Here is a 15,458-nt window from a genome sequence, read left to right as displayed (position 1 = left end):
GATATCAGCTAACGCTTAATAGCAATCACCGAAATTAACAGTAACCGTAGCTCATTAGGCGCTGGTAACGACGTTCACGTAGCGTCTCTTCATCCAATTGTTCTAGATCTTCTAGCTGACGAAGTAGTGTTGCTTTCATATTCGCTGCCATTTGAACATGATCGCGATGAGCGCCGCCTAGTGGCTCTTCAATGATTTCGTCGATCAGTTCAAGCTCTTTAAGACGAGGAGCAGTTAGACCCATCGCTTCTGCAGCTTGCGGTGCTTTGTCAGAATCACGCCATAAGATTGAAGCACAACCTTCAGGAGAGATTACTGAGTATGTAGAGTACTGAAGCATGTTCACGTAGTCGCCTACACCAATTGCTAGTGCGCCGCCTGAACCACCTTCACCAACAACGTTACAGATTACTGGCACTTTAAGACCAGACATCACTTTTAGGTTTTTCGCGATAGCTTCAGATTGACCACGCTCTTCTGCGCCCACACCTGGGTACGCGCCAGCCGTATCGATAAATGTGATGATCGGCATGTTGAAACGCTCAGCCATTTCCATCAAACGTAGCGCTTTACGGTAACCTTCTGGTTTTGGCATACCAAAGTTACGTTTCACTTTCTCTTTGGTTTCACGACCTTTTTGATGACCGATGATCATCACTGGACGGCCTTCAAGGCGAGCCATGCCACCCACAATCGCTTTGTCGTCTGCAAACGCGCGGTCACCCGCTAATTCATCAAACTCCTCAAAAGCGTGTTGGATGTAATCCAGCGTGTAAGGACGTAGTGGGTGACGAGCCAGTTGAGCTGTTTCCCATGCGCCTAGGTCGCTGAAGGTTTTTTTCTTCAGCTCTAAGCTTTTCTTCTCAAGCTGTTCGATTTCTTTATCCAGGTCAATTGCAGAATCACCACCGTGACGAGAGACATCACGTAATGCTTCAATTTTCGCTTCTAGTTCTGCAATTGGCTTTTCAAATTCAAGAAAGTTTAGGCTCATCTATGAATCCTTGTTTACTCAGCGTCTAACATATTGCGCTGAATTTTTAGTTAAATTCGAGTTCTACCTGGCTTTTGCCAAGTAACTGTTTTAAATCGTCGAGTAATGTATCACTTGGCGTTACTCGCCACTCGGTGCCCAATGTTAACCGCGCTCTGGCGTCGGCACGCTGGTAGTATACATTGACGGGTACGGTTCCGGCTTTGTGCGGTTCTAAAATACGGCTGAACTGCTCAAAAAACTGATCGTTGATCTGAGTTGCATCTATCGATACCGACAAACCACGAGCGTATTTCTCGCGCGCACTGCCGAGATCCATAACTTCACGCGCCGACATTTTAAGGCCACCGTTGAAGTCATCAAAGCTGACCTGTCCAGAAACGACCAAAATTCTGTCTTTTTCGAGAAGTTCAGCGTATCGATCCAGTGCATCTGAGAACAACATCACTTCCATGCGACCACTTCGGTCATCCAGTGTCATAATGCCAATTCGTGTACCACGCTTAGTCGTCATTACACGAGCTGCAATAACCAGACCTGCCACCGTGACAGATTGGTCGCGACGCGTTGGCGTTGCGTCTTTTAGTCGACAACTGGTGTATTTGTTTAGTTCCTTTACGTAGGCGTTAATTGGGTGCCCTGTCAAATATAGGCCTAGGGTATCACGCTCGCCCTCTAACCACACTTTTTCTGGCCAAGGCGGAACTTGCGTATACTTGTGCTCTACTTCTTCAGGCGCATCCGTTAGCACACCAAACATATCCGTTTGACCAAACGCCTCGGCTTGGTGATGTTGACTTGCCGCTTTTACCGCATCATTGAGTGATGCCATCATCGCCGCGCGGTGTGGACCTAGTCGATCTAACGCGCCCGCGTAAATCAGCTTCTCTATCACTCGTTTATTGACGCGTTTTAGATCAACTCGAGCACAGAAATCAAATAGGTCTTTAAAGTGACCACCTTTATTTCTCGCCTCAAGAATCGCATCGATAGGACCTTCACCTACCCCTTTTATCGCACCAATACCGTAAACAATTGCGCCATTTTCATCAACATTAAAGCGATATAGGCCAGAGTTGATGTCTGGTGGCAGCACGGTGAGCTTCATACGGAAACACTCATCGACCAAGCCAACGACTTTTTCCGTGTTATCCATATCGGCTGTCATTACCGCAGCCATAAATTCGGCAGGATAATGTGTTTTCAGCCAAAGAGTCTGATAAGAAACCAATGCATAAGCAGCAGAGTGTGATTTGTTAAAGCCATAACCGGCGAACTTCTCTACCAAGTCGAAGATTTTCATCGCCAACTCGCCATCGATACCGTTCTTTATCGCACCTTCTTCAAAGATAGCACGTTGTTTTGCCATCTCTTCTGGCTTTTTCTTACCCATTGCACGACGGAGCATGTCCGCACCACCTAGCGTGTAACCCGCTAAGATCTGCGCAATCTGCATTACCTGCTCTTGGTACAGGATGATGCCGTAGGTTGGATCAAGCGTCTCTTTTAGCGACTCGTGTTGCCACTTTTCATCTGGATAAGAGATCGCCTCTCGGCCATGTTTACGGTCGATAAAGTTATCTACCATGCCCGATTGCAAAGGACCCGGACGGAAGAGTGCTACCAATGCGATAATATCTTCGAAACAGTCTGGCTGAAGTCGTTTGATCAGCTCTTTCATGCCTCGAGATTCAAGCTGGAATACTGCTGTCGTTTCAGAGTTTTGCAACAAACGGAAAGAGGCAGGGTCTTCTAACGGTATGGATTCAATTTGAACCGGCTCCTTACCTTCTCGCTCTAGACGTGGGTTAATCAGCCCTAACGCCCAGTCAATAATGGTTAAGGTACGTAGGCCCAAGAAGTCAAACTTAACTAGGCCAGCGGTCTCAACATCGTTTTTATCAAATTGAGTAACCGGAAAGTGACCTTCAGCGTCTGCATAAATTGGCGCAAAATCGGTAATTGTTGTAGGTGAAATTACAACACCACCAGCGTGTTTACCGGCGTTTCGCGTACAGCCTTCCAAAATATGACACATGTCGATAAGTTCTTTGACTTCTTCATCGGCCTCATACAATTCAGGTAGTGCAGGTTCCGCTTTAAACGCCTTATCTAGCGTCATGCCCGGATCGGGCGGGATCAGCTTTGAAATACGATCAACAAAACCAAATGGATGACCCAATACGCGGCCAACGTCACGGATTACCGCTTTTGCCGCCATGGTACCAAACGTGATGATCTGAGACACCGCGTCACGACCGTACATTTCCGCAACGTGGTCAATAACCTGGTCACGTTTATCCATACAGAAATCGACGTCGAAATCGGGCATCGAGACACGTTCTGGGTTCAAGAAACGTTCGAACAGCAAGTCGTATTCTAATGGATCCAGGTCGGTGATTTTTAATGCGTAAGCCACCAAAGAGCCGGCACCGGAACCACGTCCAGGACCTACAGGAATTCCATTATCTTTTGACCACTGGATGAACTCCATTACGATCAAGAAGTAACCAGGGAATCCCATTTGATTGATAACATCTAGCTCTATCTGAAGACGTTCATCATATTCAGGGCGACGACGTTTCCTCTCTTCCTCATCTGGAAATAGGAACTCTAAACGCTCTTCCAAGCCCTCTCGGGATTTCATGACTAAGAACTCAGTCTCTTTCATCCCTTCAGTTGGGAAGGCTGGTAGGAAGTACTCCCCTAAGCGCACAGTCACGTTACAACGCTTCGCTATCTCGACACTGTTTTCTAACGCTTCAGGAATATCAGCAAACAGCTCGCACATTTCTTCTTCTGTACGAAGATATTGCTGCGGACTGTAGTTTTTTGGCCTGCGCGGATCTTCTAATGTGTAACCATCGTGAATCGCTACGCGTATTTCATGAGCATCAAATAGGTCTGGACTCAGGAATACAACTTCATTGGTCGCCACTACTGGCAAGTCTTGCTGCTCTGCCAATTCAACTGCAAAGTGAAGATAAGTCTCTTCATCTGGACGACCGGTACGAAGTAACTCAAGATAAAAGCGATCTGGAAAATGCTGTTTATAAAAATCAACACACCCTTGCACTATTTGACGGTTGCCTTTCAAAAGGCCGCGACCAATTTCCCCGCTTTTACCGCCGGATAATACAATCAGGCCTTCAGACATTTCAGCCAACCAGGCTTTATCAATCACCGGGTGGTGTTGAACATGTCCACGTAAGTACGCTTTTGATATCAATAACGTCAGGTTCTTATAACCTACATTATCCGCCGCAAGCAAAGTCACTTGTGTCAGCTCTTCACCAAACTCGTCCGACTGCATTTTAAAGTCAGCACCAATGATCGGTTTAACACCACTGCCATGTGCTGTACCGTAAAACTTCACCAAACCACATAGGTTGGTAAAGTCGGTCAACGCCATTGCGGGCATACCGAGCTCAGCAACTTTCTTTACGATTGGCGGAACTTTGTTGAGGCCATCCACCATCGAGAAGTCACTATGAACACGCAGGTGGATGAATTTGGGATCTGACATTAACAGGTACCGTGTAACTCTATTTTGTTGGGGATTCTAACCTAAAGAGGTTGGGTTTATAACACCAATTAGATCGTTTGATTATTCTATGCCTAACGCTTTTTTTACTGGCTTGAAACTCTTTCGGTGTTCACTGATCACTCCGTGTTGCTCAATCGCTTCAAAGTGCGCTTTAGTTGGATAACCTTTGTGCTTGGCGAAGCCAAATTGTGGATGAAGTTTATCCAACTCTTCCATCTCTTGGTCACGCACGACTTTGGCAATAATGGAAGCCGCACTGATTTCGGCAACGCGTAGATCGCCTTTTACTACAGCTTGAGCATCCATTGGCAGCTCTGGACAACGGTTACCATCAATCAACACCAAATCAGGTTGAACCTGTAACCCCGCCACTGCACGCTGCATCGCAACCATGGTCGACTGCAAAATATTCAGTTGATCAATTTCTTCAGGAGAACAGCGCCCGACCGCCCACGCCAATGCTTTTTCTTTAATTTCAGGAAGCAGCGCCATGCGTTTCTTTTCGGTCAATTTTTTTGAATCGTTCAACCCTTCAATAGGATTGTTAGGATCAAGGATAACCGCAGCGGTGACGACGTCTCCCACCAAAGGGCCACGTCCTACCTCGTCGACTCCGGCCACAAGCTGATAACCTTGCGGATATTCAAACGGAGGGAGTTCAACTTTGGTTTTGGTCGCTTTTGGTTTAACAGCCATGATAAATCTCTATTTTTCAATCAGTTTTAGAACCGCGTTTGCGGCTTGTTGATCCGCATCTTTACGGATCCAATGATGCATTTCCGTAAACTTATCTAACATCGGTTTATTGTCGCTTTCCAATAAGCGAGAAACCTCAGTAAACAAATTGTCTGGTGTGCATTCATCTTGTAGATATTCTTTGACGAGCTCATCATCCGCCAAGATATTCGGCAATGACACATACTTCGTTTTCAATAAACATTTAGCCAAGAAAGCGGTAAATGCATTCACACGATAACCCACCACCATTGGACGCTTGAGAAGCATACACTCCAACGCTACGGTACCAGAGGCCAGCATCACGGCATCGGATGCGGTGATGACGTTACGTGCGGTGTCATCAACTAACTTGAAGTCCAACTCTGGTGCGAGCTCTTTCCATGCTTGTTCAAACTGCTCACGGCGTTTTTGATTAACAAGTGCGACAACAAACCCCAAGTCTGGAAATTTTTTATGAAGTAACTTGCAGGTTTCAATAAATGGCTCAGAGAGCATTTTTAACTCGCTACCACGACTGCCTGGCAGGACAGCAAGCCACTTTTTATCTTGTTCTAAACCAAGCAACTCACGTGCAGGCGCTTGTTCTGATTCAAGTGGGATGGAATCAGCCAAGGTATGACCAATGAACTCGCAAGGTACATTAAATTTGTCGTAGAACGCTTTCTCAAACGGAAGAAATGCTAGCACCAAGTTCGTTGCCGCTTCTATTTTAAAGATGCGCTTCTGACGCCAAGCCCAAACAGACGGACTCACGTAATGAACGGTTTTAATGCCCGCTTGCTTGAGGTCAAGTTCTAGACGTAAGTTGAAGTCAGGAGCATCGATCCCGATGAAAACATCAGGCGGATTCTGAGTAAAATACTGAACGAGCTCAGCTTTCACTTTAAGAAGTCTCGGTAAGCGGCCTAAAACCTCGACTAACCCCATCACCGCAAGCTCTTCCATATCAAACAGAGACTCGCAACCTTGGGCTATCATTTTCGGACCGCCAATACCTACGAACTCTGCGTCTGGATATTGCTGCTTTACTGCTTTGATAAAGCCTTCACCTAGCGTATCGCCAGACAATTCTCCGGCAATGATGCCAATACGTAATGGTCTTTCCATATCTACTTCGCTATTTTTCCTGTGCGCTATGGATAACGGTTTGCCTTATCCATAAAACACAAAAAGATCGTAACCTCAAATTCGGTCACGATCTTTTTATTTATTGCTTCATTCGCCAATTAACGAATAATGCCACGTTCCGTCGTTTCCAGAATATCTGAGAAACGCTTCACAGCCGGCCACTCTTGAGCCATTTCAGCCAGAATAGGCTTCACTTCTTCTAGCGTCTTACCTGAACGATAGATTTCTTTATACGCTTTTTGCAGCGCACGAATCTCTGGTTTCTCAAAGCCGTTACGCTTCAAGCCAACAAGGTTCAAGCCGAAAGGAGTCGCGTGGTTGCCTTGCGCGAGTACGTAAGCAGGGACATCTTGCACCACTGCTGAGCAGCCGCCAATGTACGCGTAAGCGCCCACTGTACAAAACGGGTGAATCGCAGACAGTGCCATCACACCGGCATAATCTTCAACAGTAACGTGACCACCAAGAATCGAGTTATTACCGATATGAGTGTGGTTACCAATAACAACATCATGCGCAACGTGTGCATTCACACACAATAAGTTATCATCACCAATGATCGTGCTTGCTTTGTCCTGCACTGTGCCGCGGTGAACTTGGACCGCTTCACGAATGACGTTACGATCACCGATAACCACAGTTGTGTCTTCACCACCGTATTTTTTGTCTTGGTTTTCTTCGCCAATGACAGCATGCGGGAAAATACGGTTATCTTTGCCAATAGTCGTGTGACCTTTGATCACAACGTGAGACATCACTTCTGTGCCTTCACCAATTTCAACCGTAGAGGTGATGTACGTAAAAGGACCTACTGTTACGTTAGCACCAATTTTGGCGCCCTCTTCTACCACCGCTGCCGGGTGGATTTTAGCGGTTTCATGAATCATATTAAAACTCTCGACGAGCACACTTCAGTTCTGCAGAACATACCACTTCGCCGTCAACTTTTGCTACACCGCTAAATGCAGCAATGCCGCGACGTTCTTTCAGAAATTCTACCTCAATAACCAATTGGTCGCCCGGAACCACTGGTTTACGGAATTTCGCGCCGTCTACGCTTGCAAAGTAGTACAGTTCATTTTCTGTTGGTGCACCAAATGATTTAAATGCAAGTAAGCCTGTTGCCTGAGCCATTGCTTCTAAAATCAAAACACCTGGGAATACTGGTAGTTGAGGAAAGTGACCTGTGAACTGAGGTTCGTTAACCGACACGTTTTTAATCGCGTGAAGGTACTTCTCTTCTTGGAAGTCTATCACTCGGTCGATCAATAAGAATGGGTAGCGATGAGGTAGTAGCTCTTGAATTTCAGAGATGTTCATCGTTTTCTTTTCAGTAGTCAAAGTCGTCTTCCTATATCAATTTTTTGCCGCCAAGATGGCAAACGTGGCAACAGGTCGTAAAGCCGAATCGCTTTGCAATATACTAGCAAAATACGCACCATCTTGGAGTTAAATCTACTTAGAGCGCGTCATTATAGAAGAAAAAGACCCGCATTTCGCGAGTCTTCGTACAGAATATGGAACTAGAGCCTGTTAGCTTTCACGTTAAATACAGAGCGAAAGATAACTTGTTCTAAATTTCTTCTTTCTGTTCCAGCTGTTTTTCAACCGCTTTCAGGCGCTTATTCATCTCATCAATACGGTGAACTCGAGTTGCAGTTTTACGCCACTCTCTGTTCGTTTGTAGTGGAATACCTGATGAGTAAAGGCCTTTTTCTTCGATACTGCGCATTACCATGCCCATACCTGTAATCGCCACACCATCTGCGATAGTGATATGGCCATTCAGAACAGACGCGCCGCCAATCTGGCAGTACTTACCAATTTTTGTACTGCCCGCGACAATAGTACCACCAGGCATCACGGTACCATATCCGATCTGCACGTTGTGCGCGATTTGAAGTTGGTTATCCAGAATGACATTGTCTTCAATGATAGTATCTTCGAGTGCACCGCGGTCAATCGTAGTACAAGCACCAATCTCAACGCGGTTACCGATACGCACTGAACCAAGCTGAGGAATTTTAATCCACTCGCCTTTGTCATTCGCATAACCGAAGCCATCAGAGCCAATGACGGTGCCCGATTGAACAAGACAGTCATCACCCAATGACACTTCATGATAGATAGTGACATTAGCCCAAAGCTTGGTGTTATTCCCTAGCTTGGCGTTCTTACCGATAAAACAACCAGCGCCAACGCTTACGTTGTCGCCGAGTTCCACGCCCGTTTCAATCACGGCGTTAGCGCCGATTGTAACGTTCTCACCCATCTTAACGTCAGCGGCAATCACTGCACTTGGTGCAATATCGTCTGCCGGTTTTGGTGTGGTATCCATCGCTTGGACCACACGAGCAAATGCGACATAAGGGTCCGAAACCACTAGCGCGTTTCCAACGCATTGCTCTTTATGCTCAGCCTTTACCATAACAACGGTAGCTTGGCACTCAGAAAGGTGTTTTGCGTATTTTGGGTTAGACAAGAAGGTTACATCACCTTCTTGTGCTTTATCCATTGGGGCAACACGGCTTACAACGAGAGACTCGTCACCAAACAGCTCACCCCCGGTAATTGTCGCCAATTCGGCTAATGTTAATGTCTTCATAACTTCTTATTTTAGAGCTTTAATTACGTCTTCAGAGATATTGTATTCTGGCTTGCCGTACTGCAAAGCAGAGATATCAATCACAAGATCGTAACCATTTTTGTCTGCGACTTTCTTAACTGCATCTTGAATCGTTTTGAAAAGCTTCGCTTTTTCTTCAGCTTCACGACGCGCACTTGCTTTTTCAAGTGCTTGTGCTTTCACTTTGTACTCGCTGTCTAGCTTCGCGATATCGATACGTAGCTTTTCAACTTCGTCTTGACCCAAAAGCTCACCGTCACGTTGTAGCTTTTCAATCTTTGTTTTAGCTTGTGCTTGGATTGACTTCAGTTCATCAGCTTTGCTTTTGAAGTCTTTCTGCATTTTTTGTAGTACAACTTCACGTTGAGGAAGAGCTTGGAAAACTTGAGCTGTATTTACGTAAGCAATTTTCTGTGCAGCTTCTGCCGCATTTGCAAACATTGAAGAGCTCAGTACAAGAAGGCCAATCCCAGCCGCTTTGATCATTTTATTCAAAATATTTTCCTCTTTAGAAAGTTCTACCGATAGTGAATGTGAAGAACTCTTCATCATCGCCATCAAATTTCTTAATTGGTTTCGCTAGTGAGAAGACTAGTGGCCCCATTGGAGACATCCACTGCAACGCCGCACCGTAAGAAGAGCGGTAGTTGGTTGGATCTGAGTAATCGTAGTAGTAACGGTCACCATATTCCGCACCTGAATCGCGGTAGTCAAACTCCGTATCCCAAACACTTGCCATATCAAAGAAGATACTGGTACGAATTTGGTTTTGTACTTCTTCTGATGCAAATGGTGTTGGGACAATCAACTCAACACTTGCTAGCGCTACGGCGTTACCACCAACAGAGTCATCTGTTGCTGTATCTGCGCCATTGTTTGAACCAGATGTATCACGGTAAACCGCTTTAGGACCAACAGAGTTTGAGCCAAAGCCACGAAGCGATGTAAAGCCACCTGCGTAGTAGTTTTCGTAGAATGGGAACAAGTTATCGTTACCATCCGTTTGACCGTAACCATTACCGTAACCTAAGCGGCCACGGAACAAGAGGGTAAACTCGTGCTTTTTAGTCAATGGCACATACTGACGAACATCGTACTGCATTTTGAAATATTGAACGTCAGAGCCAGGTACGGTCATTTTATAGAATGCACGTTGATGGTTACCTGCTGTTGGGAAATAGCCACGGTTTAAGTTATTACGTGTCCAAGAGATATTGAAGTCGAAGTCGTTTGTGTTCAACGCTCCACTAGAATCAATGTTGTCTGCTTGTGCTCGTAAGAACTGCTCTACCTGCAAGTAAGGCGATAAGTTACCGATCTTGTTGTGCGTATAACCGACACCGAATTCAAAACGGTTCAACTCATCGAATGGGAAGCCCCACGTTAAGCTCGCGCCATAGCTTTCGTTGGTATAGTCAACGATATTGGCTTCTTTCGCTTCAAATTCGTTATAGAAAACCTTACCACCCAAGCTTACACCGTCTAAGTTCCAGTACGGATCACGGTAATCAAGACTGATGTTTTTCTGGTAGTCATTCATCATCGCGTTGATACCAACACGGTTACCACTACCAATGAAGTTATCTTGTTGCAGGCCAACCTGGAAGCTCACACCCGATTCTGTGCCGTAGCCAACACCGAAGTTAACGCTACCAGAGTTTGCTTCTTTGACAGAGTAAACTAGGTCAACTTGATCATCACTACCAGGAACTCGAACCGTCTGTACTTCAACATTTTCAAAGTAGCCCAAACGATTTAGACGAGTTTTACCCGTTTCAATCGATTTCGAGTTTAACCAACTGCCTTCCATCTGACGCATTTCACGACGAAGGACTTCATCTTTGGTTGAGTTATTACCCGTGAAGCGAATGTCACGAACATAAATTCGGTTACCCGGATCTACGTTAACGACCAAAGAAACTTCTTGATTCTCGTCGTCAAACTCAGGAATGGTATTCACTTGAGGATAAGCGTAGCCGGACTCACCAAGCACACGTTTAATACCCTCTTCCATTGAAGTGACCAACGAGCCGTTGTACGTCTCATTGTCTTCAAATGGTACAAGTCGTTCGAACGTCGCTTCCTCACCAATCAAATCACCACGGAACTTTACATCCTTGACGGTATAAACCTCTCCCTCTTCTAAGCCAAGAGTAATGTATACCCCTTTCTTGTCAGGAGAGATTGCAACTTGTGTCGAATCAACGTTAAATTTTAAGTAACCGCGGTCCAGATAGAATGATTTGAGCGCTTCAATATCACCTGCAAGCACTTGTTTTTGGTACTTTTCGTCAGACAGGAAATTCCACCACGGCACATCAACATTCAAGTTAAAACGAGAAAGAAGGTCCTCATCGCTGAAAACTTCATTGCCGATAAAATTGATTTGCTGAATTTTTGCCGACACGCCTTCAGTAAAGACAAACTTTAGGTCAGAACGGTTACGTGGCAGTGGAGTCACCACAGCTTTTACTGTGGCGTTGTATTTACCTACGCTGTAGTAAAAGTCTTCTAAGCCTTTTTCAATGTTGCTTAGCGTGGTGCGGTCAAGCGCTTCGCCTTCACGAACGCCAGATGCGTTCAGGTTTTCTTGTAGCTGCTCGTCCTTGATTGCTTTGTTACCAGAAAATGAGATGCTGGCAATGGTAGGACGTTCTTTGACTTGAACCATCAGAACGCCGCCGTCACGTAACACTTTCACATCTTCAAAGTTACCAGATGCATACAGTGCACGGATAATCTCTGCAACATCGCCTTGGCCAATGGTATCACCGACACGTACAGGCATTTTCAACAACGCAGCACCCAGTGCTACACGCTGCAATCCATCGATTTCAATATCTTGAACTACGAAGTTCTCTGCTCCATTTGCAGATACACTGGTCGCCAGTAAACTTGCAAATAGAATTCGCTTAATCGCCATACTTGTTCTAATTATTCCTTGCTACTGCTTTTGTCTCTGAACTATCACAGACGAGTAAAATCATTAAATAGCGCTAACGCCATGAGCGAGAAGATGATCGCACCACCAATTCTAAAACCCATTTCCTGCACTCTCTCAGGAACGGGACGTCGAATGACTGCTTCAATTGCAAAAAACAACAAATGACCGCCATCCAACATTGGTAAAGGAACGAGATTAATAATACCTAGGTTAACACTAATTAGAGCGAGAAAACCTAAAAAGTAGACCAAGCCATAATCAGCCGTCGCACCTGCGCCTTTGGCTATTGATATTGGACCACTCAGATTATTCAGACCAACGTCACCAACAATCAGTTTCTTAAGCATGCTGATTGTCAAGCCAATGACTTGGCCGGTTTTGTCTACCGCCTTACCTACTGACTCGAATACACCAAACTGAAGGTCGAAGCGATAACTTTCTGGCCATTCTGCGACTTTAGGTGCAATACCTGCAAAACCAACGACTTCTTTGTTAGCTAGCTCACGGCTACCTGGCGTCAGCGTTAATGTTTGCTCATAGCCCTGACGCAATACCGTTAATTCAATCGGTGTATCAGGATTAGAGCGAACCGCTTCAACAACTTGCTTCCACTCCGTGACGCGTTGTTCACCAATAGCGACAATCTCATCACCTGGAAGCACACCTGCTTTTTCCGCCGCTCCACCTTGCGAAACCTGTTCGATAACGCGATACACCTCCGGTGTATACGGCGCAAAACCTAATGACTGCATCGCAGACTGAGTTTCAGGGTCGAACTCCCATTCGCGCAGATCGAGCGTTTTCGTTATTTCTGAACCAACTTCATTCGCTGACGTCAGTGTTACTGTCATCAAATCATCGCCAATATGAGAAATCAATCCCATATTTACCGATTCCCAATCCGGAGTTTTGATACCAGATATAGATTTAAGTTCCATTCCAGATTCAATTCCGGCTTCTGCGACGATCGAATTGGGCGTAACTTCACCAATTACTGGCTTAACTGCTGGGATACCAATAAGAAATACGAGCCAATAGGCGAAGATTGCGAAAAGGAAGTTAAAGATAGGGCCTGCCGCAACAATAGAGGTTCGCTTCCATAGCGGCTTCTTATCAAACGCTAAGTGCTTCTCATGTTCTGGCACCTCATCAACACGGCTATCAACCATTTTTACATAGCCGCCGAGAGGGATCATTGAGATGCTGTACTCCGTTCCGTCTTTGCCTACCTTACTCCAGATAGACTTACCGAAACCGATTGAAAACTTTTCAACTTTCACGCCGCAACGGCGAGCAACCCAAAAGTGCCCAAACTCGTGCACAGCGACAAGAATGCCCAGTGCGACGATAAAAGAAATGAGATTCCACAATATACCAGTCATCAGATACGCTCGCGTATGGTTTCTAGGGCAATAATTCGTGCCATTCTATCTAGCTCTAACAAGCTTTCCAAGCTATTCGCATTCTCAGCTTTGCAGCTTGCATTGATTTTATTCAACACAGACTCATTGATGCGAGCGATATCCGTAAAACCTAGGCTGTTATTTAAAAATGCATCAACAGCGACTTCATTCGCTGCATTCAGTGCCGTTGTTGCATGTTGACCTTCATAACAAGCGTCAATTGCTAGTTTTAAACATGGGTAACGAGCAAAATCAGGTTGCAAAAACGTCAATTCGCCAATTTGCGTGAAGTCTAGTGGCTTAACCCCAGCTTCAACTCTTGATGGGTATGACATAGTCAGTGCAATAGGGGTCGCCATATCCGGCTCACCCATTTGTGCCAAAACCGAACCATCGCGGTATTGAACCATTGAATGAATAACAGACTGCGGATGAATAATAACCTTTAGCTGCTCGCGAGCCGCATTAAACAACCATTTAGCTTCGATATACTCTAGGCCTTTGTTCATCATCGTGGCTGAGTCAACGGAAATCTTTGGTCCCATCGACCAGTTTGGATGAGCGATTGCCTGTTCAGGAGTCACCTTTTCCAGTTCTGCGATGTCAGTGTAACGGAAAGGACCACCAGAACCAGTCAGCAAAATATGAGAAATGCCATGTTCTTGTAAATTACAACGACCTAAATTGGTTTGTACTTGCTGTGGTAAGCATTGGAAAATAGCATTGTGTTCACTATCGACGGGAAGTAGCTCCGCACCAAACTCTTCTACGGCATCAATAAATAACTGGCCTGACATTACCAGCGCTTCTTTATTTGCCAACAATACTCGCTTACCAGCTTTCACAGCAGCCATGGTAGGCAGTAGACCAGCCGCTCCGACAATAGCAGCCATCACACTGTCAACTTCGTCCAATGAAGCAATATGGCATAGAGCATCCACACCACCTAATACTTCGGTGTTTGGAGAAACCAAATGTAACTCAGATTGGAGTTGAACCGCTGCGGCTTTGTCCGCCATGACCGCGTATTTAGGTTGCCACTGACGACATAGCCCGATCATCTTTTCAACGTTGGTGCTTGCCGCTAAGGCAACGACAGAAAACAGCTCTGGGTTTTGTTCGACCACTTTAAGCGTGCTTGCACCAATGGATCCAGTAGCACCAAGAATCGTTAACTTTTGCATGTTGTAAGACCGTTAGAAAGCTCAGGAGCGACAATGCCGCTCCTGATAAATTAGAATACGTAGTAAAGAAGAGCAAAAACTGGGAATGCTGCGGTTAGGCTGTCAATACGATCGAGCACACCGCCATGTCCTGGGATAATGTTGCTGCTGTCTTTAATGCCTGAGACACGCTTGAACATACTTTCCACCAGATCGCCGAGCACTGATATAACAACAGTAACCAACGTAATCAACACCATATGTACAGGACTGGTGAACTGAATATCGAACCAATCAGCAAATGCCCACGCCACGATCAATGCCGTGATAATGCCGCCAATAAGCCCTTCAATGGTTTTATTCGGACTGACATGTGGCGCCATCTTGCGTTTGCCTAAGCTTTTGCCTGCAAAGTAAGCACCGCTATCTGCAGCCCATACCAAGAAACAAACGTATAACACGAGCTTTGCTCCGTGGTATGGATCTACCGTAATGTCATGAGCTCTAAGAATAACTACACTCCAAAGGAATGGAATTAATGTCAGAAAACCAAACACATGGCGTAAAACAAAATTATTTTGCCAAGATTTCGTCGTTTTGGGATAAGTAATCGCCATTAAGCTAGCAATAATCCACCAAACAAAACCAAGGCCCAGCACAACATAATGAGGCGTTGCTAAATGGTTGAGGCTATGTGCGTCAGGCGAAATATATAGAAAACTAAGTCCAGTAACAATGACTGCCGGAACGAGGGCAGCAAAGCGAGAGTTGCTTCCTGTAAATTGAGTCCACTCCCAAAAACCTAATAGCGTAATTGCAGTTAAAGCGGCAATAAAGCCCATTAGGGGTAATTTAAAAATGCCTAAAATAACCAGGGGAGCTAAAATTAGTGCTGTTATTATTCTCTGTTTCAAA

12 protein-coding genes are annotated in these 15,458 nt (G+C 45.4%); all 12 read right to left on the bottom strand.

Going from position 1 to position 15,458, the window contains the following annotated elements:
- Nucleotides 1-34: 34 nt before the first annotated feature.
- The gene (gene accA / locus ACZ5ZC_RS21265) at nucleotides 35-994 is read right to left on the bottom strand and encodes an acetyl-CoA carboxylase carboxyl transferase subunit alpha (RefSeq protein ID WP_005380365.1); all 960 of its coding nucleotides are present in this window, start codon (nucleotides 992-994) and stop codon (nucleotides 35-37) included.
- Nucleotides 995-1,040: 46 nt separating this feature from the next.
- Nucleotides 1,041-4,520 carry a DNA polymerase III subunit alpha gene (dnaE, locus tag ACZ5ZC_RS21260; protein ID WP_006741668.1) on the bottom strand — a complete coding sequence of 1,160 codons (3,480 nt, stop codon included), beginning with the start codon at nucleotides 4,518-4,520 and terminating at the stop codon, nucleotides 1,041-1,043.
- 81 nt (nucleotides 4,521-4,601) lie between these two features.
- On the bottom strand, nucleotides 4,602-5,237 hold the full coding sequence (gene rnhB, locus ACZ5ZC_RS21255; protein WP_054867191.1) for a ribonuclease HII: 636 nt from the start codon (nucleotides 5,235-5,237) through the stop codon (nucleotides 4,602-4,604).
- Between the two features lie 9 nt (nucleotides 5,238-5,246).
- Nucleotides 5,247-6,386 (bottom strand): lipid-A-disaccharide synthase, encoded by a 1,140-nt coding sequence (lpxB, locus tag ACZ5ZC_RS21250; protein WP_054867190.1) that lies wholly within the window; start codon nucleotides 6,384-6,386, stop codon nucleotides 5,247-5,249.
- Nucleotides 6,387-6,505: 119 nt separating this feature from the next.
- Nucleotides 6,506-7,294, bottom strand: coding sequence for an acyl-ACP--UDP-N-acetylglucosamine O-acyltransferase (gene lpxA, locus ACZ5ZC_RS21245; protein ID WP_054867189.1), 789 nt, complete (start codon nucleotides 7,292-7,294; stop codon nucleotides 6,506-6,508).
- A gap of 1 nt (nucleotide 7,295) precedes the next feature.
- The gene (gene fabZ, locus ACZ5ZC_RS21240) at nucleotides 7,296-7,748 is read right to left on the bottom strand and encodes a 3-hydroxyacyl-ACP dehydratase FabZ (RefSeq protein ID WP_005380349.1); all 453 of its coding nucleotides are present in this window, start codon (nucleotides 7,746-7,748) and stop codon (nucleotides 7,296-7,298) included.
- Nucleotides 7,749-7,980: 232 nt separating this feature from the next.
- Nucleotides 7,981-9,012, bottom strand: a complete 1,032-nt coding sequence (gene lpxD, locus ACZ5ZC_RS21235) for a UDP-3-O-(3-hydroxymyristoyl)glucosamine N-acyltransferase (RefSeq protein WP_065645509.1) — start codon at nucleotides 9,010-9,012, stop codon at nucleotides 7,981-7,983.
- Between the two features lie 6 nt (nucleotides 9,013-9,018).
- Complete coding sequence (locus ACZ5ZC_RS21230; protein WP_005391804.1) at nucleotides 9,019-9,528, bottom strand: OmpH family outer membrane protein; 510 nt, start codon at nucleotides 9,526-9,528, stop codon at nucleotides 9,019-9,021.
- Nucleotides 9,529-9,541: 13 nt separating this feature from the next.
- Nucleotides 9,542-11,956 (bottom strand): outer membrane protein assembly factor BamA, encoded by a 2,415-nt coding sequence (gene bamA / locus ACZ5ZC_RS21225; protein WP_006741664.1) that lies wholly within the window; start codon nucleotides 11,954-11,956, stop codon nucleotides 9,542-9,544.
- 44 nt (nucleotides 11,957-12,000) lie between these two features.
- Entirely contained in the window at nucleotides 12,001-13,359 is a 1,359-nt protein-coding gene (gene rseP, locus ACZ5ZC_RS21220; protein WP_054867187.1) for a sigma E protease regulator RseP, read from the bottom strand.
- Entirely contained in the window at nucleotides 13,359-14,564 is a 1,206-nt protein-coding gene (gene ispC, locus ACZ5ZC_RS21215) for a 1-deoxy-D-xylulose-5-phosphate reductoisomerase (RefSeq protein WP_054867186.1), read from the bottom strand. The genes rseP and ispC overlap by 1 nt, the downstream gene beginning before the upstream one ends.
- 50 nt (nucleotides 14,565-14,614) lie before the next feature.
- Nucleotides 14,615-15,457 (bottom strand): phosphatidate cytidylyltransferase, encoded by an 843-nt coding sequence (locus ACZ5ZC_RS21210; RefSeq protein ID WP_046875500.1) that lies wholly within the window; start codon nucleotides 15,455-15,457, stop codon nucleotides 14,615-14,617.
- Nucleotide 15,458: the final 1 nt, after the last annotated feature.

It is taken from the genome of Vibrio sp. JCM 18905 (assembly GCF_055393305.1).
The sequence above is the reverse complement of the archived record's forward strand: the minus strand, read 5'-3'. Positions and strand labels throughout refer to the sequence as shown.

Excerpts from the sequence above, each read along its gene's own strand:
- accA (WP_005380365.1), bottom strand. The coding sequence starts at position 994 with ATGAGCCTAAACTTTCTTGAATTTGAAAAGCCAATTGCAGAACTAGAA.
- dnaE (WP_006741668.1), bottom strand. The coding sequence starts at position 4,520 with ATGTCAGATCCCAAATTCATCCACCTGCGTGTTCATAGTGACTTCTCG.
- rnhB (WP_054867191.1), bottom strand. The coding sequence starts at position 5,237 with ATGGCTGTTAAACCAAAAGCGACCAAAACCAAAGTTGAACTCCCTCCG.
- lpxB (WP_054867190.1), bottom strand. The coding sequence starts at position 6,386 with ATGGAAAGACCATTACGTATTGGCATCATTGCCGGAGAATTGTCTGGC.
- lpxA (WP_054867189.1), bottom strand. The coding sequence starts at position 7,294 with ATGATTCATGAAACCGCTAAAATCCACCCGGCAGCGGTGGTAGAAGAG.
- lpxD (WP_065645509.1), bottom strand. The coding sequence starts at position 9,012 with ATGAAGACATTAACATTAGCCGAATTGGCGACAATTACCGGGGGTGAG.
- bamA (WP_006741664.1), bottom strand. The coding sequence starts at position 11,956 with ATGGCGATTAAGCGAATTCTATTTGCAAGTTTACTGGCGACCAGTGTA.
- rseP (WP_054867187.1), bottom strand. The coding sequence starts at position 13,359 with ATGACTGGTATATTGTGGAATCTCATTTCTTTTATCGTCGCACTGGGC.
- ispC (WP_054867186.1), bottom strand. The coding sequence starts at position 14,564 with ATGCAAAAGTTAACGATTCTTGGTGCTACTGGATCCATTGGTGCAAGC.